Genomic DNA, 25,261 nt, shown 5'->3' on the forward strand with positions numbered 1-25,261 from the left:
TCACGCCGACATGGGCCTCTGCACCGTGATCGACTGCAACAGCCCCACCGCCACCCACACCGCGAACATCGACGAGCCGCCGTACGACACGAACGGCAGCGGCAGACCGGTGACCGGCATGATGCCCAGCGTCATCCCGATGTTCTCGAAGGTCTGGAAGGCGAGCCAGGCGACGATCCCGGCGGCCACGATCGTGCCGTACAGGTCGGTCGTCTCGCGGGCGATGCGGCAGGCGCGCCAGAGCACCACGCCCAGCAGCAGGATGATGAAACCGGCGCCGAGGAACCCCAGCTCCTCCCCGGCGACCGTGAACACGAAGTCGGTCTGCTGCTCGGGCACGAACTGGCCGGTCGTCTGCGAGCCGTGGAAGAGGCCGGCCCCGGTCAGGCCTCCCGACCCGATCGCGATCCGCGCCTGATTGGTGTTGTAGCCGACCCCGGCCGGATCCAGCTCCGGGTTCGCGAACGCCGCGAAGCGGTTGATCTGGTACTCGTCCAGCACCCCGAGCTGCCAGACGGTCACCGCCCCGATCGCCCCGGCACCGATCAGGCCGAGGACCCACCGGTTGGACGCGCCGGAGGCGAGCAGCACACCGAGCACGATGACGACCATCACCATGACCGACCCGAGGTCGGGCATGAGCATCACGATCAGCATCGGCACGGCGGCAAGCCCCAGCGCCTGCAGCACCGTCCGGTGGTCGGGGTACTGCTTGTCGCCCGCGTCGACCCGCGCCGCCAGCAGCATCGCCATCCCCAGGATGATCGTGATCTTCACGAACTCCGAGGGCTGCAGGGAGAAGCCGCCACCGAACACGATCCACGAGTGCGCGCCGTTGACCGTCGAGCCGAGCGGTGTGAGCACCAGCAGGATCAGGAGCACCGACACGCCGTACAGGATGGGCACGACCGTGCGCAGCGCGCGGTGGCCGAGCCAGATCGTGCCGATCATCAGGGCGATACCGATGCCGGTGTTCATGACGTGCCGGATCAGGAAGTAGTACGGGTCGCCCTGGTTGATCTCGGTCCTGTTACGCGTGGCCGAGAAGACGAGCAGCGAGCCGACGATCGACAGCGCGATGGCGGACAGCAGCATCGGCCAGTCCATCCGGCGCGTCACCGAGTCGCGGGCGAACAGCCGCGCCCAGCCGGCGCGTTCGGGCCCGTACCCGGAGACCTGGAAGCTGTTCGCGCCCGTCATGTGAGCATCCTCCGGCTCCCCCTGCGGCCGTTCCTGCACCCCTTGCCGCGCCGCCGTCTGCGCGTGTCACGGTTCTCGGGCGACGGTGACGTCACGGTCGCCGGCTGCTGCTGGTCGTCCGGCGCGTTCTTGTCCTTCTTGGTGGCCTGCTGGTCCTTGGCCGGGTCCTTGGAGATCTTCGGCGCGGTGATGGTCCCGTCCGCCTTGACCTTCGGCAGGCTCTTCTCCGGCTCGGGCAGCAGTGCCCTCTTCTTGTCGATCGCGCCGTCCTCGGAGACGCCGTACAGCGCGTTGTAGATCTTGCGGACGGCCGGCCCCGAGGCTCCGGAGCCCGTACCACCCTGGGAGATCGTCATGACGACCGCGTAGTCCTTGGTGTACGTGGCGAACCATGAGGTCGTCTGCTTGCCGTAGACCTCCGCGGTACCGGTCTTGGCGTGCATCGGGATCTGGTTCTGCGGCCAGCCGCCGAACCGCCAGGCGGCCGTACCCCGGGTGGCCACGCCCGCGAGCGCCTGGTCCATCTCGTCCCGTGTCGCCTTGCTTATCGGCAGTCTGCCGTGCGACTTGGGCTCGATCTCGCTGACCTGCCGGCCGTCGGCACTGACGATGGCCTTGCCGACGGTCGGGGTGTACAGGGTGCCGCCGTTGGAGATGGCCGCGTAGATGGTGGCCATCTGGATCGGGGTGACGAGGGTGTCGCCCTGTCCGATGGAGTAGTTGATCTCGTCACCGGCGCGCATCTTGTTGCCCTCGAGGCAGTTCTCGTACGAGATCCTCTCCACGTACGAGCCGTCCTTCTTGCCCGTCTTGCACCAGGCGTCCTTGTTGGCCTCCCAGTACTTCTGCTTCCACTCGCGGTCGGGCACGCGGCCGGAGACCTCGTTGGGCAGGTCGATGCCGGTCTCCTTGCCGAGCCCGAACTGGTGGGCGGCCTTGTAGAAGTAGTCCTTGGGCTGGCCCTTCTTCGGGTTGATGCCGCCGTCCTTCTTCCACTCGTTGTGCGCGAGGCGGTAGTAGACGGTGTCGCAGGAGACCTCCAGGGCGCGGCCGAGGCTGATCGCGCCGTGGCTCTGTGACTCGAAGTTCTTGAAGACCTGGCCACCGACCGAGTAGGCGCTGGAGCAGTCGTAGCCGCCGTTCCACTCGTACCCGGCCTGGACGGCGGCGGCCGAGGAGACCACCTTGAAGATCGAGCCGGGGGCTGCCTGACCCTGTATGGCCCTGTTGAGCAGCGGGTAGTTGGAGCTCTTCCCGGTGAGCCGCTTGTAGTCCTTGGCGGAGATGCCGCCGACCCAGGCGTTCGGGTCGTAGGTCGGGTTGGAAGCCATGGCGACGATGCGGCCGGTCTTGGCCTCCATCACCACGACCGCGCCGGCGTCGGCCTTGTAGTTGGTACCCGTGTTCCGGTCGTGCTGCTTGCGGGCCTCCTTCATCGCCTCGTTGAGCTCGTACTCGGCGACGCGCTGGACGCGGGCGTCGATGCTGGTGACGAGGTTGGAGCCGGGCTGGGCGGGGTCGGCCTCGGCCTGGCCGATGACGCGGCCGAGGTTGTCGACCTCGTAGCGGGTGACGCCGGCCTTGCCGCGCAGTTCCTTGTCGTACTGGCGCTCCAGGCCGGACCGGCCGACCTGGTCGGAGCGCAGGTACGGCGAGTCGGTGTCCTTGGCCTGCTGGATCTCCTGGTCCGTCACCGGGGAGAGGTAGCCCAGCACCTGCGCGGTGTTGGCCTTGCCGGGGCTCGGGTAGCGGCGCACGGCCTGCGGTTCGGCGGTGATGCCGGGGAAGTCCTCGGCCCGTTCGCGGATCTGGAGGGCCTGTTTGGGGGTTGCCTCGTCGGTGATGGGGATCGGCTGGTACGGCGAGCCGTTCCAGCAGGGCTGGGGCGTCTTGGCGTCGCACAGCCGGACCTTCTCCATGACCTCCTTGGGCGTCATGCCCAGCACGCCGGCGAGCTTGGTGAGGACCGCCTTGCCGTCGTCCTGCATCTTCATCAGGTCGGTGCGCGAGGCGGAGACGACGAGCCGGGTCTCGTTGTCGGCGATCGGCACGCCGCGCGCGTCCAGGATCGAGCCGCGGACGGCGGGCTGGACGACCTGCTGGACGTGGTTGCCGGAGGCCTCCTTGGCGTACTCGTCGCCCTCGCGGATCTGCAGGTACCACAGACGGCCGCCGAGGGTGCCGAGGAGGGAGAGGACGAGGACCTGGATGACGACGAGCCGGATCTGGACGCGTGGGGACCGTCCGGTCTCGGGGATGTTGGTCACTGCTGCTGCCTCCCCCTCTCAGTGCGCGTACGTGTGTGTGTGTACGAGGCTCGTGCGTGCGGCACGGGCGGGCACGGGACGCGCGTGGACGAGAGGTGCGTCGACCAGTCTCGTACGTACGCGTCGTGTGTGTACGTGCCGTGTGTGTGGGTGTCGTGTGTGTACGACTGGTGAACGGCGGGCCCGCGGCGCAGGGTTCCTCCCGCTCTCACCCGTTCCGGTGAATTCCGCCGCGCTCACAGCCGCTTGACCCCCTTGATGCGCCCCGCCCGGGCCATCCGCGCCCGCGCCGCCTTCACCCGCAGCCCGCCCCGCTGACCGCCGATGCGCAGGCCCGTACCGCCGACGAGCCAGCCGGAGGAGATGTCGGTCGCCTTGGCCGAGGAGGTGGTCTCGGCGAGCGGGTCGTTCTCGGCGCGCCGGGCGAGGGCCATGATCCCGGGGACGACGAACGGGGCGAGCAGCAGGTCGTACAGGGCGGCCGTGAACAGCAGGCCGCCCAGGCCGACGTTGCGGGCGGCGGTGTCGCCGACGAGGGCGCCGACTCCGGCGTACAGCAGGGTGGAGCCGAGGGCGGCGGCGACCACCACGACCATGGGGCCGGTGGCCGACTTCAGCCGGCCGTTGTCCGGCTTGGCGAGCCCGGCGAGGTAGCCGATGACGCAGAGCACCAGGGCGTAGCGGCCGGCGGCGTGGTCGGCGGGCGGGGCCAGGTCGGCCAGCAGCCCCGCGCCGAACCCGACGAGGGCGCCGCCGACATGGCCGTAGACCAGGGCGAGGCCGAGGACGGTGAGCAGCAGCAGGTCGGGGACGGCGCCGGGGAGGTGCAGGCGGGCGAGGATGCTCACCTGGATCACCAGGGCGAGGACGACCAGGGCCGAGGACAGCAGGATCCGGTTGACGCGCATGGGCTAACAGCTCCTACTGCTCTTCCTGGGACTGGCCGTCGGCGGGCGCCTCGGCGGACGGGGTCACGGTCACCGTCACGGTCGGCGTGGGTTTCGGCTTGGGCTTGTCGGGGAGGACCGTGTCCCGCGGGTCCTTCTTCGGGACGTCGACGACGACGCCGACGATGTCGAGCTTGCTGAAGCTGACGTACGGCGTGACGTAGAGGGTGCGCGTCAGGTTGCCGCCGGAGGGGTCGACGCGGGAGACGACACCGACGGGTACGCCGGGCACGAAGGGCTTGTCGGCCTGGGAGCCGAAGGTGACGAGCCGGTCGCCCTTCTCGACTTCGGCCTTGCCGTTGAGGAGTTCGACGCGCAGCGGGCGGTCGCCCTGACCGGAGGCGAAGCCGAGTTCGTCGCTGGCCTCCATCCGGGTGCCGACGGTGAAGTCGGGGTCGTTGGCGAGCAGGACGGTGGCGGTGTTCGGGCCCACGGTCGTCACCCGGCCGACCAGACCGTCCCCGTTCAGGACGGTCATGTCCCGCTTGATGCCGTCGTTGGCGCCGACGTCGATGGTGATGGTCCAGGAGAAGCCCTGGGCCGCCCCGATGGCGATGACCTGGGCGCCCTTGATGCCGTACTGGCCGGCGCCCGCGAGCTTCAGCATCTTGTCGAGCTGCTTGAGGCGGCTGCGGCTGCGGTCGTCACTGCCGAGTTTCGCCTTGAGGGCCGCGTTCTCCTTCTCGAGCGCGGCGAGCCGGTCGTGCCGCCGGCCGGAGTCGCGGATCGCGGAGACCGCGTTGCCGACCGGGGCGACGGCGGCGGACACCCCGTTCTCGATCGGGCCGAAGACGGTGGCCGCGGCCTGCCGGGCACCGTCGACCGGTGAGTCCTCCCCGCCGCGGATGTCCACCGTGATCAGCGCGAACGCGATGGCGATCAGCAGCACCAGGAGCAGCCGGCTCTCTCGTGTGTCCCTCACGTGCGGCGGCCGTGCCTTCCTCGTCGGAATTCGGGAATGTCTGTGGGCGCCAACGACGGGCGCTATGGGGGAGCTTATGCCTCCATATCAACGATCCGCCGTACGAGAGGCGATGATCTCGTACGGCGGAATCGAAGAGTCACGTCATCTGCGCGGCTGGGCGTCCAGCACCTGCTGGAGCGCCTCGAACTCCTCGACGCACTTGCCGGAGCCGAGCGCGACGCTGTCCAGCGGGTCCTCGGCGATGTGGATCGGCATGCCGGTCTCCCGGCGCAGCCGCTCGTCGAGGCCGCGCAGCAGCGCTCCACCGCCGGTCAGAACGATTCCTCGGTCCATGATGTCGCCGGACAGCTCCGGCGGACATTTGTCGAGGGTCGTCTTGACGGCGTCGACGATGGCGTTGACCGGTTCCTCGATCGCCTTGCGGACCTCGGCCGCGGAGATGACGACGGTCTTCGGCAGCCCGGAGACGAGATCCCGGCCGCGGATTTCGGTGTGCTCGTCAGTGTCGAGGTCGTACGCCGAACCGATCGTGATCTTGATCTGTTCGGCCGTCCGCTCACCGAGGAGGAGGGAGTACTCCTTCTTGATGTGCTGGATGATCGCGTTGTCCAGCTCGTCGCCCGCGACGCGGATGGACTGGGCGGTGACGATGCCGCCGAGGGAGATGACCGCGACCTCCGTGGTGCCGCCGCCGATGTCGACCACCATGTTGCCCGTGGCCTCGTGGACCGGCAGGCCGGAGCCGATGGCCGCGGCCATGGGCTCCTCGATGATGTGCACCTGGCGGGCGCCGGCCTGGGACGACGCCTCGATGACGGCGCGGCGCTCGACGCCCGTGATGCCGGAGGGCACACAGACGACGACCCGCGGACGAGCCAGATACCGCCGCTTGTGGATCTTCAGGATGAAGTAGCGGAGCATCCGCTCGGTGATCTCGAAGTCGGCGATCACGCCGTCCTTCAGCGGACGTACGGCAACGATGTTGCCGGGCGTGCGCCCGATCATCTTCTTCGCTTCGGCGCCGACCGCGAGGATGCCACCGGTGTTGGTGTTGATCGCGACGACGGACGGCTCGTTGAGTACGATCCCGCGACCCCTGACGTACACCAGCGTGTTGGCGGTCCCGAGGTCGACAGCCATGTCACGGCCGATGAACGACATTGAGTTCCCCATCAGGATTCGTCTGGCCTTCCCACGAGCTTTTGAGGGCTTTTCAGGTCGGCAAAGGTGGGTGCTGTGACGTGAAGGCTTCCATCGTAGACGCGCCTTCCCGAACACTGCGCGAGGGTCTTCGCCATTGTCAGCAGATGGCGTACCGCCCCGCTTGTGGAGACGGGCCAACGGAGGCATTCGTTCCCCCGATCGGCACGGCATATGCCACTGGGCGGCCGGTTTTATGCGGCCGCCCAGGTCAGATGGGCCATTCGGCTGACGAGGCGTCAGAAAAAACGAACGTTCGAAAAAATCACGCGCGGCCCGGGAAGAAGATCTTCACCTCGCGCTCGGCGGACTCCTCGGAGTCGGAGGCGTGGATGAGGTTCTCCCGGACGATCACGCCGAAGTCGCCGCGGATGGAACCGGGGGCCGCGGCGATCGGGTCGGTGGGACCGGCGAGCGTGCGCAGGCCCTCGATGACCCGCTCACCCTCGACGATCATGGCCACGACCGGGCCGGAGGCCATGAACTCCACCAGCGGCTCGTAGAAGGGCTTGCCCTTGTGCTCGCCGTAGTGCTGCTCCAGGGTGTCCTGGTCCAGGGTGCGCAGCTCCAGCGCGGTGATCTGCCAGCCGGCCTTGCGCTCGATACGGCTGATGATCTCGCCGGTCAGGCCACGACGGACGGCGTCGGGCTTGAGGAGGACGAGGGTGCGCTGGCTCACGACGGGCTCCTTAGAAAAATCAGGTTTAGTGCGGGGAGAAGAGGTTACAGGCGGGGCCTTGCCCTTGTTACACAGCGTCAGGTGTGGAGGAGTCGGCCTGAGCCGCCGCGAACCTCGCCTTCGCCTCGTCGACCTTCCGCCCGTAGTGCACCGAGGCCCACCACAGGGCCGCGAAGACCGCCCCCATGAAGAACATCGTCGGGATGACGAAGCCGGAGGCGATGAGGGCGATCTGCAGGGCCCAGCCGAGGGCCACTCCGCCGGGGCGGGTCACCAGGCCGCACAGCACCAGGCACAGGAACATCGCGACACCGCTGACCGTCCACACCGTGGACATGGACAGGTCCGGGTCCTTCATGGCGACCAGCCCGGCGAAGCCGATGATGAAGAACTCGCCGATCAGCGTCGAAGCACAGAGCGTACGCATTGCCGGACCTCAGCCCTTCCCCAGCAGCAGCCGGGCCTCGCCCACGGTGATGACCGAGCCGGTGACGAGCACGCCGCCGCCCGCGAACTCGCCCTCCTCCTCGGCCAGCGTGATCGCGGCCTCCAGCGCGTCCGGCAGCCTCGGCTCGACCTGCACCCGCTCCTCGCCGAACACCTCGACGGCGATCGCGGCCAGCTCGTCGGCGTCCATGGCGCGATGGCTGGAGTTCTGGGTCACGACGACCTCGGCGAAGACCGGTTCGAAGGCCTCCAGCAGCTCCCGCACGTTCTTGTCACCGCTCGCGCCCACGACGCCGATGAGCCGGCTGAACTGGAAGGCCTCCCCGAGCGCCTCGGCAACGGCCCGCGCGCCCGCCGGGTTGTGCGCGGCGTCGAGGACGACGGTGGGAGACCGCCGGACGACTTCGAGCCGCCCGGGGGAGGCGACGGAGGCGAAGGCCTTGCGCACGGTGTCCGCGTCCAGCGGCTCGGCCCGCTGGGCCCCCACCCCGAAGAAGGCCTCGACGGCGGCGAGCGCCACGGCCGCGTTGTGCGCCTGGTGGGCGCCGTGCAGCGGCAGGTACACATCGGTGTAGTCGCCGCCCAGCCCGCGCAGGGTGAGCAGCTGCCCGCCGACGGCGACCTGCCGGCCCACGATGCCGAACTCAAGCCCTTCCCGGGCCACGGTGGCGTCGACGTCCACAGCCTTCTTCAGCAGCACCTGGGCCGCGTCCACCGGCTGCTGGGCGAGGATCACGGTGGCGTCCTGCTTGATGATCCCGGCCTTCTCGGTCGCGATCTCGGCGTGCGTGGCGCCGAGCCGGTCGGTGTGGTCCAGATCGATCGGGGTGACGACGGCGACGCTGCCGTCGATCACATTGGTGGCGTCCCAGCTCCCGCCCATCCCGACCTCGACGACCGCGACGTCGACGGGCGCGTCGGCGAAGGCGGCGTACGCCATCCCGGTGAGCACCTCGAAGAAGGAGAGCCGGTACTCCTGCTGGGCGTCGACCATCTCGATGTACGGCTTGACGTCCTGGTACGTCTCGACGAACCGCTCGGCGGAGATGGGCGCCCCGTCGAGGCTGATCCGCTCGGTGATCGACTGCACGTGCGGTGAGGTGTACCGCCCCGTGCGCAGTTCGAAGGCGCCGAGCAGGGCCTCGATCATGCGGGCGGTGGAGGTCTTGCCGTTGGTCCCGGTGATGTGGATCGACGGGTACGACCGCTGCGGCTCGCCCAGGACGTCCATCAGCGCGGAGATGCGGCTGACGGACGGTTCCAGCTTGGTCTCGCCCCAGCGGGTGGCCAGCTCCGCCTCGACCTCCCGCAGCGCCTTGTCCACCGCGGGATCCTCCGGCCGCGCGGGCACGTCGGCCTCCGGCGGCCCGCCCTGTGTGCGCAGGGTGCGGCTGCCGGCCTCGATGACCGCGAGATCGGGATCGCGCTCGGTCTCGGCCGCGATGATCTCGTCGAAGGAGTCGAGGGGGTCGGGCTGGTCGTCGTTGCCGTTCGGGGGGAGCTCACTCACGGGGCCAGTCTACGGAGGCCGACCGACAACGGCGTGCACCCACCCGACGCCACGGCCCCGGAACCGTGAGTTCCGGGGCCGTGGGGCGCGTACGGGCGCCTACGCCTGGGGCAACCGCTCCAGCTGTGCCTGGATCCGCGCGATGTCCTCGTCGGCCTTGGCCAGCCGCGTCCGGATCTTCTCCACGACGTGGTCCGGGGCCTTGGCCAGGAAGGCGTCGTTCCCGAGCTTCGCCGTGGCCTGCGCCTTCTCCTTCTCCGCGGCGGCGAGGTCCTTGGCCAGCCGCTTCCGCTCCGCCGCAACGTCGATCGCACCGGAGAGGTCGAGGGCGACCTCGACCCCGGCCACCGGCAGCGTCGCCGTCGCCGTGAAGGTCTCGCCCTCCGGCTGGAGCCTCAGCAGCTGACGGATGGCGGGCTCGTGCGGCGCGAGGGTCGTACCCTCCAGCGACAGGCGCGCCGGAACCCGCTGACCGGGCTGCAGACCCTGGTCGGCGCGGAAGCGGCGAACCTCGGTGATCACCGACTGGAGCGTCTCGATCTCCCGCTCGGCGGCCTCGTCGCGGAAACCGCTGTCCGTCGGCCAGTCGGCGATGACCACCGACTCACCCCCGGTCAGCGTCGTCCACAGCGCCTCCGTCACGAACGGGACGACCGGGTGCAGCAGCTTCAGAGTGACGTCGAGGACCTCACCGAGGACCCGCTTGCTGACCTCGGCGGCTTCTCCGCCCGCCTGGAACGTCGTCTTGGACAGCTCGACGTACCAGTCGAAGACCTCGTCCCACGCGAAGTGGTACAGCGCGTCCGACAGCTTGGCGAACTGGAAGTCCTCGTAGAAGGCGTCCACGTCGGCGACGGTCTTGTTGAGCCGGGACAGGATCCACCGGTCCGTCGAGGACATCTCGGACGGGTCCGGCAGCGGGCCCCGCACCGTCGCGCCGTTCATCAGAGCGAAGCGCGTGGCGTTCCAGATCTTGTTGGCGAAGTTCCGGGACGCCTGGACCCAGTCCTCACCGATCGGCACGTCCGTACCGGGGTTGGCGCCCCGGGCCAGGGTGAAGCGGACGGCGTCGGAGCCGTACTTGTCCATCCAGTCGAGCGGGTCGACGACGTTGCCGAAGGACTTCGACATCTTCTTGCCGCGCTCGTCACGGACCAGACCGGTCAGGGCGATGGTGCGGAAGGGGACCTCGCCGTCCATGGCGTACAGGCCGAACATCATCATCCGGGCGACCCAGAAGAAGATGATGTCGTGGCCGGTGAGCAGGACGTCGGTCGAGTAGAACTTCCGCAGGTCCTCGGTCTGTTCGGGCCAGCCCAGCGTGGAGAACGGCCACAGGCCGGAGGAGAACCAGGTGTCGAGGACATCCGTGTCCTGCTTCCAGCCCTCGCCGGCCGGCGGCTCCTCGTCGGGGCCGACGCAGACGATCTCACCGTCCGGGCCGTACCAGATCGGGATCCGGTGGCCCCACCACAACTGGCGCGAGATGCACCAGTCGTTCATGTTGTCGACCCAGTCGAAGTACCGCTTCGACATGTCCTCGGGGTGGATCTTCACCCGCCCGTCGCGGACCGCGTCACCGGCGGCCTTCGCCAGCGGACCGACCTTGACCCACCACTGCATGGACAGACGCGGCTCGATGGTGGTCTTGCAGCGCGAGCAGTGTCCGACGCTGTGGACGTACGGCCGCTTCTCGGCGACGATCCGCCCCTGCGAACGCAGGGCGCCGACGATGGCCGCGCGCGCCTCGAACCGGTCGAGTCCCTGGAACGGGCCGTGCGCGGTGATGACCGCCCGCTCGTCCATGATCGTGATCGATTCGAGGCCGTGCCGCTGGCCGATCGCGAAGTCGTTCGGGTCGTGGGCCGGGGTGACCTTGACGGCACCGGTGCCGAACTCGGGGTCGACGTGGCTGTCCGCGACGACGGGGATGGCCCGGTCGGTCAGCGGCAGCTTGATCCTCTTGCCGATCAGGTGCTGGTACCGCTCGTCGTCGGGATGAACGGCGACGGCGGTGTCGCCGAGCATGGTCTCCGCACGCGTCGTGGCGACCACGAGGGTCTCGTCGCCCTCGCCGTACTTGATGGAGACGAGCTCGCCGTCGTCCTCCTGGTACTCCACCTCGATGTCCGAGATGGCCGTCAGACACCGCGGGCACCAGTTGATGATGCGCTCGGCGCGGTAGATCAGCTCGTCCTCGTACAGCTTCTTGAAGATGGTGAGGACGGCCTTGGACAGCCCCTCGTCCATGGTGAACCGCTCACGGGACCAGTCGACCCCGTCCCCGAGCCGGCGCATCTGGCCGAGGATCTTGCCGCCGTACTCCTCCTTCCACTGCCAGACGCGCTCGACGAACGTCTCGCGGCCCAGGTCGTGCCGCGACTTGCCCTCCTCGGCGAGCTGCTGCTCGACCTTGTTCTGGGTGGCGATGCCGGCGTGGTCCATGCCGGGCAGCCACAGGGACTCGAAGCCCTGCATGCGCTTACGGCGGGTCAGCGCGTCCATCAGCGTGTGCTGGAAGGCATGCCCCAGGTGCAGGGAACCGGTGACGTTCGGCGGCGGGATGACGATGGTGTACGCGGGCTTGTCGCTCTTCGCGTCGGCGGCGAAGTAACCCTTGTCTACCCAGCGCTCGTACAGCTTCCCCTCTACCTCGGCCGGCGTGTACTGGGTCGGCAGTTCGGTCGTGGGCGCTGGTTTCGGCTGCTGAGTGTTCTCGGTCACGGGGGTCAGTTTAGAGGTGTCACGGGGCAGTCCCGAAACGCGATTCTTCTGTAACGGCGGGCCCCCCGGTGACCTGCACACGCCATGCCTGCGCCAGGATGTCAGGGCCACATGAGTATCTGGAGGGGAACCCAGAGATGAGCTACAACCAGCCGGGCCCGTACGGCGGGCAGCCCCAGCAGCCCGGACCATACGGCGGTCCGGGCCCTTACGGGCAGCCGCCACAGGCTCCTGCGGCCCAGCCCGGCTACGGCTACCCCCAGCAGCCCCCTCCGGCCCAACCGGGCTACGGCTACCCCCAGCAGCCCCCGCAGGGCGTCCCGCCCCAGCCCGGCCCGTACGGGCAGCAGCCCCCGTACGGCCAGGCCCCGTACGGCCAACAGCCCCCGTACGGCCAGGCCCCGTACGGGGTGCCGCAGCCGCCGGCGCCGGGGGGCGGCAAGAAGAAGACGGGGATCATCCTCGGCGCGGTCGCGGCCGTGGCCGCGATCGGAGTCGGTGCCTTCTTCGTCATCGGCCAGGGCGGGGGCGGTGTCGAGGACGACGGTGCCCACAAGCTGACGACACCGGCCACGGCGCTCGGTGAGTACAAGCGCGTCTCCAAGGACGGTGCGAGCGCCGGCGACGACTCGGCGTTGGAGCTGGAGAAGAGCGGCGTCAAGAACGGCAAGTCCGTGCTCGGCATCTACTCGACGGCGGACGCCGGCAAGTACGACCCGGACGACCCTTCCTCCGCAGCCCAGATGGCGACGGCCAAGGGCATCACCTACGCCGGTGTCTACGGCGAGGTCTCCGATCCCGAGGCGGCCCTGGACGCGTTCTTCGCCAACTTCAAGAAGTCGACGCAGGAGAAGTCCTCGGACAGCGGCACCGGCCCGAAGAGCGCACAGTTGGTCGGCGAGCCCGAGGAGGCCGAACTCGACGGCGCGGTCATGAAGTGCCAGGCGGCCACGGGCCCGGACCCGCTGACCAAGAAGGAGAAGACCGACTGGTTCTGCGCGTGGGCCGACTACAGCACCATCGCCATGGTGTCGCCGGGTGACGCCTCGAAGGGCATCACCAAGGACGTGGCAGTGGACATCACCACGAAGCTCCGCCAGGAAGTCCGCGTCAAGGCCTGACACCTGCGCCTCGACGTCGAAAGGGCCCCGGTCGACCTTGGTCGACCGGGGCCCTTTCGCTGTCTGCGGGACCGTTACGCCGTCTTCTGCTCCCCCGGCCCCCGCCCGCGCGAATCCCGCGGAATCAGGGTCGGGTTGACGTTGGAGAGGACGACGTCCGCCGTGATGACGACACGGGCCACGTCCTTGCGGGACGGGACCTCGTACATGACGCCCTGGAGGACCTCTTCCATGATGGCGCGCAGGCCTCGTGCGCCGGTCTGGCGGAGGATGGCCTGGTCGGCGATGGCTTCGAGGGCCTCGCGTTCGAAGTCCAGCTCCACGCCGTCGAGTTCGAAGAGGCGCTGGTACTGCTTCACCAGCGCGTTGCGCGGTTCGACCAGGATCTTCAGCAGCGCCTCGCGGTCGAGGTTGTGCACGCTCGTGATGACCGGGAGGCGGCCGATGAACTCGGGGATCATGCCGAACTTGACCAGGTCCTCGGGCATGACGTCCTCGAACTGGTCCTTGGCCTCCAGCTCGCGCTTGGAGCGGATGGTCGCGCCGAAGCCGATGCCCTTGGCGCCCGCGCGTCCCTCGATGATCTTCTCCAGGCCCGCGAAGGCGCCACCCACGATGAACAGGACGTTCGTCGTGTCGATCTGGATGAACTCCTGGTGCGGGTGCTTGCGGCCGCCCTGCGGCGGGACCGAGGCCGTGGTGCCTTCCAGGATCTTCAGCAGGGCCTGCTGTACACCCTCGCCCGAGACATCGCGCGTGATCGACGGGTTTTCACTCTTCCGCGCGACCTTGTCGATCTCGTCGATGTAGATGATCCCGGTCTCGGCCTTCTTGACGTCGTAGTCCGCCGCCTGGATCAGCTTCAGCAGGATGTTCTCGACGTCCTCGCCGACATAGCCCGCCTCCGTCAGCGCCGTCGCGTCGGCGATGGCGAAGGGGACGTTGAGCATGCGGGCCAGGGTCTGGGCGAGCAGCGTCTTGCCGGAGCCCGTGGGCCCGAGCAGCAGGATGTTGGACTTCGCCAGCTCGATGGCGTCGTCACGGCCGTTCGCCCCGCCGTTCTCGCCGGCCTGGACACGTTTGTAGTGGTTGTACACCGCCACGGAGAGGGCCTTCTTGGCCGCCTCCTGACCCACCACGTACCCGTCGAGGAACTCGTAGATCTCGCGGGGCTTGGGGAGCTCCTCCCAGCGCACCTCGCTGGTCTCGGCGAGCTCCTCCTCGATGATCTCGTTGCAGAGATCGATGCACTCGTCGCAGATGTACACACCGGGACCTGCGATGAGCTTCTTGACCTGCTTCTGGCTCTTGCCACAGAACGAGCACTTCAGCAGATCGCCGCCGTCACCGATGCGTGCCACGGTGTGCTTCCCCTTCGCCTGGGAGACGCCTGGACGCCTTGAGTCCAGCGGCTCCTGGTGCTGCCTTATGTCCGACGGTACCTTGCCCGGCCCCCCGTTCGGGCCCCCCTTGGCACGGTTCACTTTGACGTGGACCGTGCCAAACCGTGCCAAGGGGCGCAGACGATACTCCCCCGAGCTCTCGGCTTCGCCCGAGTAGGGGGTACCCGCATCGCGTCAGCGAACCGACGTGTTGTTCATCTTCCGGGTGGAGATGATCTGGTCGATCAGGCCGTAGCTCAGCGCGTCCTCGGCCGTGAGGATCTTGTCGCGCTCGATGTCCTCGCGGATCTTCTCGACCGGCGTGGTGGAGTGCTTGGCCAGCATCTCCTCCAGCTGCGAACGCATCCGGAGGATCTCGTTGGCGGCGATCTCCAGGTCGGAGACCTGGCCGCGGCCGGTCTCGCTGTACGGCTGGTGGATCAGCACCCGGGCGTTCGGCAGCGCCATGCGCTTGCCGGGCGTGCCGGCGGCCAGCAGGACGGCCGCGGCGGAGGCCGCCTGCCCCATGCAGACCGTCTGGATGTCCGGCTTCACGAACTGCATCGTGTCGTAGATGGCCGTGAGCGCCGTGAAGGAGCCACCGGGGCTGTTGATGTAGACCGAGATGTCCCGGTCGGGGTCCATCGACTCCAGGCACAGCAGCTGCGCCATGACGTCGTTGGCGGAGGCGTCGTCGATCTGGACGCCGAGGAAGATCACGCGCTCCTCGAAGAGCTTCGCGTACGGGTCGTACTCGCGGATGCCCTGGGAGGTGCGCTCCACGAAGCGCGGGATGACGTAGCGGGACTCGGCCGTGGGGCCGGTGTACTCGGAGCGCATGCGGTCATAGATGCCGCTGCCGGGGAAGTCGTTCACGGTGTCTCCTGGAAAGGGGCTGAGGCGGTCGGCTGGGGCTGGCTGGGGTCGCTGGGGCCCTGGAGGGCTCCCGTCGGCCCCACGGGGCTCCACGGGCCCCGTGGGGACCTCTCAGGCCCCGGTGCCGCCGCCGCCCGGCATGCCGGCGGCCGTGGCGATGACGTCGTCGATGAGCCCGTACTCCTTGGCCTCAAGGGCGTCGAACCAGCGGTCGCGGTCCGAGTCCCGGGTGATCTGCTCGACCGTCTGGCCGGTGTGCTGGGCCGTGAGCTCGGCCATGCGCCTCTTGGTGTGCAGCAGCCGCTCGGCGTGGATCTTGATGTCCGAGGCCGAGCCGGCCAGGCCCGCGGAGGGCTGGTGGATCAGGATCTCGGCGTTCGGCAGGGCGAATCGCTTGCCGGGGGTGCCCGCGCTGAGCAGGAACTGTCCCATCGAGGCCGCGAGGCCCATGGCGATCGTCACCACGTCGTTCTTGATGTACTGCATGGTGTCGTAGATCGCCATGCCGGCCGTGATCGATCCGCCGGGGCTGTTGATGTAGAGGAAGATGTCCTTGTCCGGGTCTGCGGCAAGGAGCAGCAGCTGTGCGGTGATCTTGTTCGCAATGTCGTCGTCGACCGGCTGGCCGAGGAAGATGATCCGCTCGTTGAGCAGCCGGTTGTAGACCTGGTCGCCGAGGCCACCACCGATGGAAGGCTCGCCGGCGGCGGAGGGCATCAGATTCGTCAACGTATCCACCTGCTCGTCTTGCGACGGCGCCGGGCCGTCTCACGTGTTCCCTGCCAGGGGCCTCCGGCAGCTTCGCCGGGTTCCCTGCCCCCGTATTCATGGACCCTAACGCGCGGGTCCCTTCGGGGAATCCCGGAGATGAGGGTGTTCGCCGGGGGCGTAGCGCGATGCGCTCCGCTGGAACGGCCGGTGCTGCTCGCCGTGGTGGTGCCTGGCGGCGGGCGGCTGGGGGTCGGGGATGGCTGGTCGCACCCCTGCGGCGGAGCCGCACGTCGCATACGGCCCTGCGCCCGTTCCGGCCGCTGTTCCACCGTACGCCGACGGGCCCCGGGGCGTGCGTCCCGGGGCCCGTCGTACGTGCGTCAGAAGGCGCCGTGGGCGTCAGCCCTCGGCCTTCTCCTCGCCGGCGGCCTCGGCCTCGGCGGCGCCCTCCGCCGCCTCGACCGTCTCCGCGGCGGCCTCGTCCTCGTCCTCGTCGTCCAGGTCGACGATCTCGCCGTTGGTGTCCTTCACCGTGGCGGCCTCGACCACGACGGCCAGGGCCTTGCCGCGGGCGACCTCGCCGACCAGGAGCGGAACCTGGCCGCCCTCGACGACCGCCTGGGCGAACTGGTCGGGGGACATGCCGGAGGAGGCGGCACGCCGCATGAGGTGCTCGGTGAGCTCCTCCTGGTTGACGTTGAGCTTCTCCTGCTTGACCAGCTCGTCGAGCACGAACTGGGTCTTGATGCCCTTGACCGCGGCCTCGCGGGTCTCGTTCTCGAACTCCTCGGCGGTCTTGCCCTGGATCTCCAGGTACTTGTCGAGGGTGAGGCCCATCTGGCCGAGCTGGTGGTGCTCGAGGTTGTGCTTACGGGTGTTGATCTCGTCCTCGAGCAGCTTCTCGGGGACGGGGACCTCGACCAGCTCCAGCAGCTTGTCCAGGACGCGCTCCTGGGCCTGGGTGGCCTGGTCGTACTGCTTCATGTTCTCCAGGCGCTTGCGGCTGTCGGCCTTCAGCTCCTCGAGGGTGTCGAACTCGGAGGCGAGCTGGGCGAACTCGTCGTCCAGCTCCGGCAGCTCCCGCTTGGCGACCTGGGTGACCTTGACGGTGACCTCGGCCTCCTGGCCGGCCGCCGAGCCGCCCTTGAGCTCGGAGGTGAAGGTGGCCTCCTCACCGGCGGACAGGCCCTTCACGGCGTCGTCGATGCCGTCCAGCAGCTCACCGGAGCCGATGGTGTAGGAGACGCCGTTGGCCACGCCGTCCTCCAGGACCTCGCCGTCGACCTTGGCCTCCAGGTCGATGGTGACGACGTCGCCGTCCTCGGCGGCGCGCTCGACCGGGGAGGTGGAGGCGAAGCGCTCACGGAGCTGCTCGACCGACTTCTCGACGTCCTCGTCGGTGACCTCGACGGCGTCGACCTCGACCTCGATGCCGGAGTAGTCCGGGATCTCGATGGCCGGGCGGATGTCGACCTCGGCGGTGAAGTTCAGCGTCTCGCCGTCCTTCAGCTCGGTGATGTCGACCTCGGGCTGGCCCAGCGGGCTCAGCTCGGCCTCGTTGACCGCGTCGGTGTAGAACTTCGGCAGCGCGTCGTTGACGGCCTCCTCCAGCACGGCACCACGGCCGAACCGCTGGTCGATGACGCGGGCCGGGACCTTGCCCTTGCGGAAGCCCTTCACCGTGACCTGCTGGTTGATCTTCTTGTACGCCGCGTCGAGGCTGTCCTTGAGCTCCTCGAAGGGCACCTCGACAGTGAGCCGAACCCGGGTCGGGTTCAGGGTCTCCACGGCGCTCTTCACGGTTCGGTCTCCTTGTGGCTGACTTCTTGGTTTCTGCCGGAGCCAGAGCGGCCCGGCGGATTTCGCCGCCCGGAGGACTTCAGACGCTGAGACACACGGGCGTGCAGCTTGCATAGTAACGGCAGCGGCTACACCGCCCAAAAGGCGATCACGCGAGTTGATCAGGTGGCTGGTCGGGGTGGCGGGATTTGAACCCACGGCCTTCCGCTCCCAAAGCGGACGCGCTACCAAGCTGCGCCACACCCCGTCTGGTGCGACACGTAGGGTACATGCCGCCAGGCCGTGGGGCCCGCCGCATTTCCGTAGCGCCGGTGAAGGTCCGGTGCGCACGGGGACGGGATGTGCGGCGAAGGGGGTCCACCCGCTACGATGCAGTGCAGTGCCGCGGTCGGCTGACCTGCGGCGCGTTGTGTGCGGGCGTAGCTCAATGGTAGAGCCCCAGTCTTCCAAACTGGCTACGCGGGTTCGATTCCCGTCGCCCGCTCTGTGGGACTGAGGCCCAGGCCGGAGGAGGAATCCTCGCACCTGGGCCTCAGTCGTGTCCCGGACGGGATCGGCCGTACATCCCGACATCCCGATGGAGTCGCCCAGCCGCCACCGCTCGCCGCGGGATGCGACCGTGCTCGCGCTCGAAACCCGATGGACACGGCGCGGTGCGGTGGCCGATGATCTCCGGCATGATCCGGGCCGCCATGGTGGACGACATCGCGGACATCCGTGCGATGATCCGCGAACTCGCTGCGTACGAACGGGCCGCCGAGCAGGCCCGAGCGACCGAGGAGCAGCTCCGTGAGGCGCTGTTCGGGGAACATCCTGCCGCGTTCGCGCTGATCGCGGAGGACGACGAGACGGGTCAGGCCGTGGGCTATGCCCTCTGGTTCCCCCGCTTCTCGACCTGGACCGGCACGCGCGGCATGCACCTGGAGGACCTCTACGTACGGCCGCACGCCCGGGGCGGAGGACACGGAAAGGCTCTGCTCGCCTCCCTCGCGGCGGTCTGTCGGCAGAACGGCTACGAGCGCTTCGAGTGGTGGGTCCTGGACTGGAACCAACCGGCGATCGACTTCTACAAGTCGCTCGGCGCGGAGCTCCTGAACGAGTGGACGGTATGCCGGCTGAGCGGTGCCCCCCTCGGGGAACTCGCCGACCGGGCCCCGGCACCCCTCGACCGGACCTCCGCCCCGTAGGAGGGAGAGCCGTGCAACCTCCAGTCGCAGCGGTGATCGAGGCCCATCTCGAACTGAAGAGGCTCGTGGCCGGCCTGGATGACCGGCAGGTCTCCGCGGCATCCGCCCTTCCGGGCTGGTCACGCGGCCACGTCCTCGCGCATCTCACGGACAACGCGAGGATGTTCGCCCGTCTGGCGGAGCATGCCCTGCGCGGTGAGCTCGTGGCGGGTTACGACGGCGGGACGGACGAGCGCAACGCGATCATCGCGGCCACCGCGGGCCGCAGCGCCGCCGAGCACCGCGCGCAACTCGCCGCGCAGACGGCCAGGCTGGAGGCGGCCTGGGCACGCGCCGCCGGCACCGACTGGAGGCGTCCGGTCACGTTCCGCAACGCGGACCTCGCCGCCACCGTCTTCGCACGCTGGCGCGAGGCATGGATCCACATGGTCGATCTGGAACTCGGCGTGCGGCCGGACGACTGGCCCGAGGGTCTGGCCGCGCATGCCATCGACTTCCTCCTGGTCCGCCTTCCGGCAGGCACACACGTGCGCGCCGAGGACGTGCGCCGCCAGTGGTCCGTCGGCGACGGGCCGCCGGACACGGTGGTCACCGGAGGGGTGCGCGATCTGGCGGCCTGGCTGGCCGGACGTACGCCCGTGGTCCCACCCGTGGCGACGGCGGGGCTGCCCGCTCTCGGGCCCTGGCCGCCCCACCCTCCACAGCGCCTGGGCGGAATCCCCTGACGTCGCTCCTGGAGCGGACGCGTCAGCGCGGTGCGACCTCGCCCGCGTGGACGGCACGCACGGCGCGCTCGACGGTTTCCCGGTTCTCGCCGACCGGAGCCACGTAGTCGATGACGGCGCGCGCGGCGTCCTCCCCGAGTACCCGGGTGATCACCCAGGTGGCGAGGTACTGCGACGCCAGGCAGCCGCCCGCCGTGGCGATGTTGCCCTCGGCGTGGAACGGCGCGTCCAGCACGGTGACGTCCAAGGCCTCGACGAACGGGCGGCTGTTCCTGTCCGTGCAGGCGGGCATGCCCTCCAGCAGCCCGAGCCGGGCGAGCACCAGCGCGCCGGAGCACTGCGCACCGATCAGCTGTCGCGAGGGGTCGAGCACCAGTCTGGAGATCAGCCGGTCGTCGGCGACCACGTCTCGCGTCTTCACCCCGCTGCCGATCAGCACGACGTCGGCCTCGGTCACGAACTCCATCGGGCGCTGACCGGTCACCTCGACACCGTTCATGGAGGTGACCACCGGCGTCGGTGTCGTGACGAAAGCTTGCAGGCCGTCCTTGCGGCACCGGTTGATCAGGGCGGACGCGATGAAGCTGTCGAGTTCGTTGAACCCGTCGAAGGTGACCACGGCTACCTGCATCACGACTCCTCCAAGCGCGGCATCACAGATCCGCAAGGTTGTTCACGTCGACGGCGAAGACGGAGCGGACGCCGTACGGGACGTACAGTGCGTCGCCGTCGAGGACGAGCGGGGCGCCGCCTGTGGTGACGAAGCCGGACCCGGCGGGGCCGCCGTCGTCGCGGCCGGGGCGGGTGGCCTCGACCTTCCCGGTGCGGGCGTTCAGGGCGGCCAGGCGCCCGCTGGGGGACGCTAGGTAGACGTGGGTGGCGGAGGCGGTCGGCGGGCCCTGCTGCTCCACGGTGGAGTTGGTCTCCCACAGTGTCCGGCCGGTCCGCGGCGAGACCGCGCGGACGCTGCCGCTGGAGCGGGTGAAGTAGAGGGTGCCGCCGGTCATGTACGCGTTGGCCCCGTCGGGTTGCGGGTCGGCGAGCCGTACCACGGTGAGCACGTGTGAGGAGACGTTGATCAGCGTCAGCCGGTCGCCCGGGTGGTAGGCGTCGCCGAGCACCAGGCGCCCCCGGTCCTCGCCCAGCACATCCACAGCGCCCCCGACCTGGACCGTCCAGCGGGGTTTTCCGGTGGCCATGTCGAGCAGGGAGACGTTGCTGCGGGCGGTGCTCTTCTCCATGTCGGTGGCACAGACCAGGTAGGCGCGCTCGGCCGCCGAGCGCAGCAGGCAGTCGTACGGGGAGTCCGGAAGCGGGCGTTTCCAGCGGACCTGGCCGCTCTCGCCGTCGAGCAGGGCGTACTGGCGGCCCTGGTCGCCGTAGGCCGTGACGACGCCTTCGGGCACGGTGGTGGCGGAGCCCTGGTCCCTGTCGGGCACGGTGGCCGATCCGCCGTCGCCGGTCGCGGTCCGCCAGAGCACTTCGCCGGTGTCGGCGGCCAGGGCGTGGACCGTGTAGCGGGTCAGCAGGGCTCCGTCCGCCCCGTTCCGGTCGTCGGCCGCGTAGGCGTAGACGCGGCCGCCGTCCGCGCCGATGATCGTGCCCTCGTCGCCGGAGCCGCTGTCCGTGGTGGGGTCGACGGGCCGGGACCAGGTGTTGCGGCCGTCGGCGAGGTCGAAGCGGGTTGCCATGAGGTTGGCGCCGGCACACACCAGGGACTCGCTGACGGCGGCGCAGCGCCGGAAGGAGGTGTCGGGGCCCAGTATTTTCTCGGTCCCCGCCGGGGCCTTGGCCTTGGCGGCCCAGGGCCGCCAGCCCTCGGGGAGGTCGCCCGCGGCGGCGGAAGGCGAGGGGGTGGGGGTGTGGGCCCGGGTGACGGCGATGGTGCCGGCGGCCAGCGCGGCGAGTACGACGGCCGCCGCGGCGGAGGCGATGAGACACCCGGACCTGCGTCGGGTGCGCGGCGGGGCGGGCTCGGGCCGCGCGTCCACGGGCACCGTTTTCCTCGGCCCTCTCCCCTGCTCGGACCGCGCTCCCTCCGGTTCGGGGCGTGGGGCCGGCAGGCGCCCGTCGCGCAGCAGGGTCAGGAGTTCGTCGGGGCTGGCACGGGACTTCGGGTGTTTTTCCAGACAGAGGCGGATGAAGGGGACCAGTTCGTCCGGCACGCCGGACAGCTCGGGTTCGCCCTCGACGACCCTGACCGCCGTCTCGTAGGCGCTCGGGCTGTCGAAGGGGCCGCGCCGGGTGGCGGCGTACACCAGGACCGAGCCGAGGGAGAAGATGTCGGCGGCCGGGCCCACGTCGTGGGGGGAGGAGAACTGCTCCGGGGACATGTAGGGCGGGGTGCCCATCACCCGGCCGGTCTGGGTCAGCACGTCGGAGGCGGCGAACTCGGCGGCGCGGGAGATGCCGAAGTCGATGACGCGGGGGCCGTCCTCGGCGAGCATCACGTTGGCCGGTTTCAGATCGCGGTGGACGACTCCGGCGCGGTGGATGTCGCGCAGGGCCTCGGCGAGGCCGGCGGCCAGTTCCCGCAGGCGCTGCGGGGACAGGGGGCCGTGGTTGCGGACGTGGGTGCCGAGGTCCTCGCCCGGGATGAAGAGCGTGGCCATCCAGGGGCTCGGCGCGTCCGCGTCGGCGTCCACGACGGGGGCCGTGAAGGCGCCGCTGACCTGGCGGGCGGCGGCCACCTCGCGGCGGAACCGGGTGCGGAACTCGTCGTCGTCCGCGTACTGGCCGTGCACGACCTTGACGGCGAGGCGGCGGCCGGAGGGAGAGCGGGCGAGGTAGACCACGCCCATGCCGCCGGAGCCCAGGCGGTCCTCTATGCGGTAGCCGCCCACCTCCGCCGGGTCCGTCTCGCGCAGCGCCATCCCCGTACGTCCCCCCGTCACGCACCGTCCCACGGTCAGGGACGAGCGTATCCGCCCGCTTCGGCACCCCGGGTGGTCACTCCGGCCGGCGGCTGATGATCAGAAGCTGATCGAGTTGATGGTGTCCGCTATCGAGTTGAGGAAACGATTGATCGACGGGGCCATGCCGGTCGAGGCGAGGAAGAAGCCGAACAGGATCGCGACGATCGCGGGGCCGGCCTTGAGGTTCCCCCCTCTCACCAGCACCACCAGGATGATCGCCAACAGCAGGACTACGGACAGTGAAATGGCCACAACTGATCACACCCTCGGTCGGTCCGCTCTCCCGGCCCAGAGGTGCAATCCCGCGCACCCCCGCCAGAACCATCGTGCCACCAACCCGGCCACGCTATGCGGCCCGTGACACAACGTCCGGCCGGCTCTTACCGGACCACCCGTGCCCACCCCCGCGAGCAACACTCAACAGCCGTACTCCGCACAGCAATTCGAGGGTGAACCCGCACAGGAATTTCACCCGTGTCGTTTCCGTGTCCACACAACGTGCCCGCAGCTATTTCGAATTGTTGCGGCAGCCACAGGAGCGGGCGACCGGCGGACCGCCAAAGCACACCTGAAGCGGACATATCACCGGAGTCGCCTGCTGGTCTTATGCGTCGCTTAGTCATGATGAATGACGACAAGAGGGGCACATATGATGCAGCCGCCCGACATCCGGCAGTGTGTGAGCCGTCACGTCGGCAATGGCGTCAACCTCCCCGAAATAGCGGGTACCCGGGATCGATATGCAGGAATGACGTCCAGGGTTTTACGAAATCACAGAGCCGACGCTAGGGTGCCTCAGATGTTCCACGCTGCCTCGTCCCCCGCAAGCGCAGCGAGGTCCCGGATCGTCTCACCGAGTTCCTGGTGGGAGGGTCTGTGACGAACTCGCTGCGACCGTACGGCAACCGCAGGACGCCACTTCCCCCGGCACAGTCGCCGGCGTCGGGAGTGCCGAGCCCGCGGCGCACGCCGCAGAACCAGCAGAACCAGAAGAACCAGCACAAGTCGGGCACGCAGCGCGACGCGTTCTTCGACAACGCCAAGTACCTGGCGATCGCGCTGGTGGCCATGGGCCACGCCTGGGAACCGCTCAAGGGCGACAGCCGGATCCTCGAAGCCGCGTACCAGGTCGTGTACGCGTTCCACATGCCGGCGTTCATCATCATCTCCGGCTTCTTCTCGCGCAGCTTCGACATGCGGCCCGACCGGCTCAGGCGGCTGATCACCGGCGTCGCCGTGCCGTACATCGTCTTCGAGACCGCCTACCCGCTCTTCAAGCGCGTCATCGACCATGACCCCGGCCAGGAGATCAGCCTGCTGGATCCCTGGTACCTGACCTGGTTCCTGTGCGCGCTGTTCATCTGGCGGATGACCACCCCCATCTGGAAGACGGTGCGCTGGCCGCTGCCGCTCGCGCTCGGCATCGCGATGCTGGCGTCCGCGACGCCGGAGATCGGCGACGACCTCGACCTGCAGCGCGTGCTGCAGTTCCTCCCCTTCTTCGTGCTCGGCCTGTCGATGAAGCCCGAGCACTTCCAGATGGTGCGCCGCCGCTCGGTGCGGATCGCGTCGGTGCCGGTGTTCGCGGCCGCGCTGGCCGTCAGCTGGTGGGCGGTGCCGCGGATGAACACCGCGTGGTTCTACCACCGCGACGCCGCCCAGGAGATGAATGCGCCGTGGTGGACCGGGCCGGTCATGGTGCTCGCGCTCTTCGGCTGCTCGCTGGTGCTGACCGCCTGCTTCTTCGCCTGGGTGCCGCGCCGGCACATGTGGTTCACGGCGCTCGGCGCAGGCACGCTGTACGGCTACCTGCTGCACGGTTTCCTGGTCAAGGCGGGCGACTACCAGGGCTGGTACGAGGCCGCCTGGCTGCACCGGCCGCTCGGTGAGATCTTCGTGACCGTCCTCGCGGCCGCCGTCGTGACGCTGCTGTGCACCAAGCCCGTGCAGCGCGTGTTCCGGTTCGTGATGGAGCCGAAGATGGAGTGGGCCTTCAAGCGGGACGCCGCCGAACTGGCGCGGGAGCGCGAGAGGCGGGACAAGCAGGACAGGCAGGACAAGCAGGACAAGGGTGAGACGCGGGAGAACCGCGAGAAGGTCAACGCCTAGTCACTCCCGGTCACCGCTCGGACCCGCCGCTCGGACCCGCCGCTCGGACCCGCCGCTCGGATCGAGACCGAGAAGTGCGCGCATGTGTGCGTACTTCTCGGTCAGTCGTGTGCGGGTGGCCTCGTCGAGGACCGCGAGGCGCTCCGGATCCGCGTTGTGCGCCAGATCCGCCTCCTTGACCAGCAGCGCGCCGGGGGTGGCGAGGATACGTGCGGCGTACGCCTCGGGCGGCTCCCCGGTCCGCTTGGTGACCGCGAGGACGATGTCCTTCGTACGGCGGCTCAGCGCGGCCTCGTGCAGCCACCGTTCGGAGAGGGCGTGGTCCTCGACGGCGTCGTGCAGCCAGGCCGCCGCGATCTGGTCGTCGTCGCCGCCGCGCTCCCGGACGCCCTCCGCGACGGCCCGGAGGTGCTCGGCGTACGGCCGTCCCGCCTTGTCGGTCTGGCCGTCGTGGGCGGCGCGGGCGGTGGCCGCCACTTCCGGCAGGGTCATCGGCTGGGGGATGTGCGTCACGCCCCCAGTGTGTCAGCGGGTGG

General features: G+C 69.3%; 21 protein-coding genes and 2 tRNA genes. 5 read left to right on the forward strand and 18 right to left on the reverse strand.

Features of this window, described 5'->3' with window-relative positions:
* The 9 genes from rodA to NW895_RS17515 all read right to left on the reverse strand — a co-directional run bounded on the left by rodA (position 1) and on the right by NW895_RS17515 (position 11,899).
* The gene (gene rodA, locus NW895_RS17475; protein WP_289936572.1) at positions 1-1,200 is read right to left on the reverse strand and encodes a rod shape-determining protein RodA; all 1,200 of its coding nucleotides are present in this window, start codon (positions 1,198-1,200) and stop codon (positions 1-3) included.
* Positions 1,197-3,467 (reverse strand): penicillin-binding protein 2, encoded by a 2,271-nt coding sequence (gene mrdA, locus NW895_RS17480; RefSeq protein ID WP_289936574.1) that lies wholly within the window; start codon positions 3,465-3,467, stop codon positions 1,197-1,199. The genes rodA and mrdA overlap by 4 nt, the downstream gene beginning before the upstream one ends.
* A 236-nt stretch (positions 3,468-3,703) precedes the next feature.
* On the reverse strand, positions 3,704-4,375 hold the full coding sequence (gene mreD, locus NW895_RS17485; RefSeq protein ID WP_289936576.1) for a rod shape-determining protein MreD: 672 nt from the start codon (positions 4,373-4,375) through the stop codon (positions 3,704-3,706).
* Positions 4,376-4,388: 13 nt separating this feature from the next.
* The gene (gene mreC / locus NW895_RS17490) at positions 4,389-5,336 is read right to left on the reverse strand and encodes a rod shape-determining protein MreC (RefSeq protein WP_289936578.1); all 948 of its coding nucleotides are present in this window, start codon (positions 5,334-5,336) and stop codon (positions 4,389-4,391) included.
* A 144-nt stretch (positions 5,337-5,480) separates the two neighbouring features.
* On the reverse strand, positions 5,481-6,500 hold the full coding sequence (locus tag NW895_RS17495; protein ID WP_006133575.1) for a rod shape-determining protein: 1,020 nt from the start codon (positions 6,498-6,500) through the stop codon (positions 5,481-5,483).
* Positions 6,501-6,804: 304 nt separating this feature from the next.
* The gene (ndk, locus tag NW895_RS17500; protein WP_289936600.1) at positions 6,805-7,218 is read right to left on the reverse strand and encodes a nucleoside-diphosphate kinase; all 414 of its coding nucleotides are present in this window, start codon (positions 7,216-7,218) and stop codon (positions 6,805-6,807) included.
* 67 nt (positions 7,219-7,285) lie between these two features.
* Positions 7,286-7,645, reverse strand: coding sequence for a DUF4233 domain-containing protein (locus tag NW895_RS17505; protein WP_289936601.1), 360 nt, complete (start codon positions 7,643-7,645; stop codon positions 7,286-7,288).
* Positions 7,646-7,654: 9 nt separating this feature from the next.
* Positions 7,655-9,175, reverse strand: coding sequence for a folylpolyglutamate synthase/dihydrofolate synthase family protein (locus NW895_RS17510; protein ID WP_289936602.1), 1,521 nt, complete (start codon positions 9,173-9,175; stop codon positions 7,655-7,657).
* Positions 9,176-9,274: 99 nt separating this feature from the next.
* On the reverse strand, positions 9,275-11,899 hold the full coding sequence (locus NW895_RS17515; RefSeq protein WP_289936604.1) for a valine--tRNA ligase: 2,625 nt from the start codon (positions 11,897-11,899) through the stop codon (positions 9,275-9,277).
* Positions 11,900-12,036: 137 nt separating this feature from the next.
* Here NW895_RS17515 and NW895_RS17520 point away from each other — a divergent pair, with 137 nt between their 5' ends.
* Positions 12,037-13,020 carry a hypothetical protein gene (locus NW895_RS17520; RefSeq protein ID WP_289936607.1) on the forward strand — a complete coding sequence of 328 codons (984 nt, stop codon included), beginning with the start codon at positions 12,037-12,039 and terminating at the stop codon, positions 13,018-13,020.
* A 74-nt stretch (positions 13,021-13,094) separates the two neighbouring features.
* Here NW895_RS17520 and clpX read toward each other — a convergent pair whose 3' ends face one another.
* From clpX to NW895_RS17545, 5 genes are all read right to left on the reverse strand, one after another.
* Positions 13,095-14,381, reverse strand: coding sequence for an ATP-dependent Clp protease ATP-binding subunit ClpX (clpX, locus tag NW895_RS17525; protein ID WP_289936609.1), 1,287 nt, complete (start codon positions 14,379-14,381; stop codon positions 13,095-13,097).
* A 216-nt stretch (positions 14,382-14,597) separates the two neighbouring features.
* The gene (locus NW895_RS17530; protein WP_289936610.1) at positions 14,598-15,278 is read right to left on the reverse strand and encodes an ATP-dependent Clp protease proteolytic subunit; all 681 of its coding nucleotides are present in this window, start codon (positions 15,276-15,278) and stop codon (positions 14,598-14,600) included.
* A gap of 111 nt (positions 15,279-15,389) precedes the next feature.
* Complete coding sequence (locus tag NW895_RS17535) at positions 15,390-15,995, reverse strand: ATP-dependent Clp protease proteolytic subunit (RefSeq protein ID WP_289937013.1); 606 nt, start codon at positions 15,993-15,995, stop codon at positions 15,390-15,392.
* A gap of 393 nt (positions 15,996-16,388) precedes the next feature.
* The gene (gene tig / locus NW895_RS17540; RefSeq protein ID WP_289936613.1) at positions 16,389-17,789 is read right to left on the reverse strand and encodes a trigger factor; all 1,401 of its coding nucleotides are present in this window, start codon (positions 17,787-17,789) and stop codon (positions 16,389-16,391) included.
* 170 nt (positions 17,790-17,959) lie between these two features.
* A tRNA-Pro gene (locus NW895_RS17545) sits at positions 17,960-18,036 on the reverse strand.
* Positions 18,037-18,202: 166 nt separating this feature from the next.
* On the opposite strand from NW895_RS17545, the gene NW895_RS17550 reads away from it, so the two are divergent.
* From NW895_RS17550 to NW895_RS17560, 3 genes are all read left to right on the forward strand, one after another.
* A tRNA-Gly gene (locus NW895_RS17550) sits at positions 18,203-18,273 on the forward strand.
* A 193-nt stretch (positions 18,274-18,466) separates the two neighbouring features.
* Positions 18,467-18,976 carry a GNAT family N-acetyltransferase gene (locus NW895_RS17555; RefSeq protein WP_289936614.1) on the forward strand — a complete coding sequence of 170 codons (510 nt, stop codon included), beginning with the start codon at positions 18,467-18,469 and terminating at the stop codon, positions 18,974-18,976.
* Between the two features lie 11 nt (positions 18,977-18,987).
* Positions 18,988-19,701: a maleylpyruvate isomerase family mycothiol-dependent enzyme gene (locus tag NW895_RS17560; RefSeq protein WP_289936616.1), complete on the forward strand. Its 714-nt coding sequence runs from the start codon at positions 18,988-18,990 to the stop codon at positions 19,699-19,701.
* Between the two features lie 22 nt (positions 19,702-19,723).
* Here NW895_RS17560 and NW895_RS17565 read toward each other — a convergent pair whose 3' ends face one another.
* The 3 genes from NW895_RS17565 to NW895_RS17575 all read right to left on the reverse strand — a co-directional run bounded on the left by NW895_RS17565 (position 19,724) and on the right by NW895_RS17575 (position 22,868).
* Positions 19,724-20,332 carry a DJ-1/PfpI family protein gene (locus NW895_RS17565; RefSeq protein WP_289936617.1) on the reverse strand — a complete coding sequence of 203 codons (609 nt, stop codon included), beginning with the start codon at positions 20,330-20,332 and terminating at the stop codon, positions 19,724-19,726.
* Between the two features lie 22 nt (positions 20,333-20,354).
* Positions 20,355-22,595 carry a serine/threonine-protein kinase gene (locus tag NW895_RS17570; protein ID WP_289936619.1) on the reverse strand — a complete coding sequence of 747 codons (2,241 nt, stop codon included), beginning with the start codon at positions 22,593-22,595 and terminating at the stop codon, positions 20,355-20,357.
* 78 nt (positions 22,596-22,673) lie between these two features.
* Complete coding sequence (locus NW895_RS17575; RefSeq protein WP_289936621.1) at positions 22,674-22,868, reverse strand: hypothetical protein; 195 nt, start codon at positions 22,866-22,868, stop codon at positions 22,674-22,676.
* 624 nt (positions 22,869-23,492) lie between these two features.
* On the opposite strand from NW895_RS17575, the gene NW895_RS17580 reads away from it, so the two are divergent.
* A complete protein-coding gene (locus NW895_RS17580) occupies positions 23,493-24,725 on the forward strand; it encodes an acyltransferase family protein (protein WP_289936623.1) in 1,233 nt (410 codons plus the stop codon).
* Here NW895_RS17580 and NW895_RS17585 read toward each other — a convergent pair whose 3' ends face one another.
* Positions 24,726-25,217 carry an HD domain-containing protein gene (locus NW895_RS17585; protein ID WP_289937014.1) on the reverse strand — a complete coding sequence of 164 codons (492 nt, stop codon included), beginning with the start codon at positions 25,215-25,217 and terminating at the stop codon, positions 24,726-24,728.
* Positions 25,218-25,261: the final 44 nt, after the last annotated feature.

This window comes from Streptomyces sp. S.PNR 29 (assembly GCF_030386795.1).
Taxonomy (GTDB): domain Bacteria; phylum Actinomycetota; class Actinomycetes; order Streptomycetales; family Streptomycetaceae; genus Streptomyces.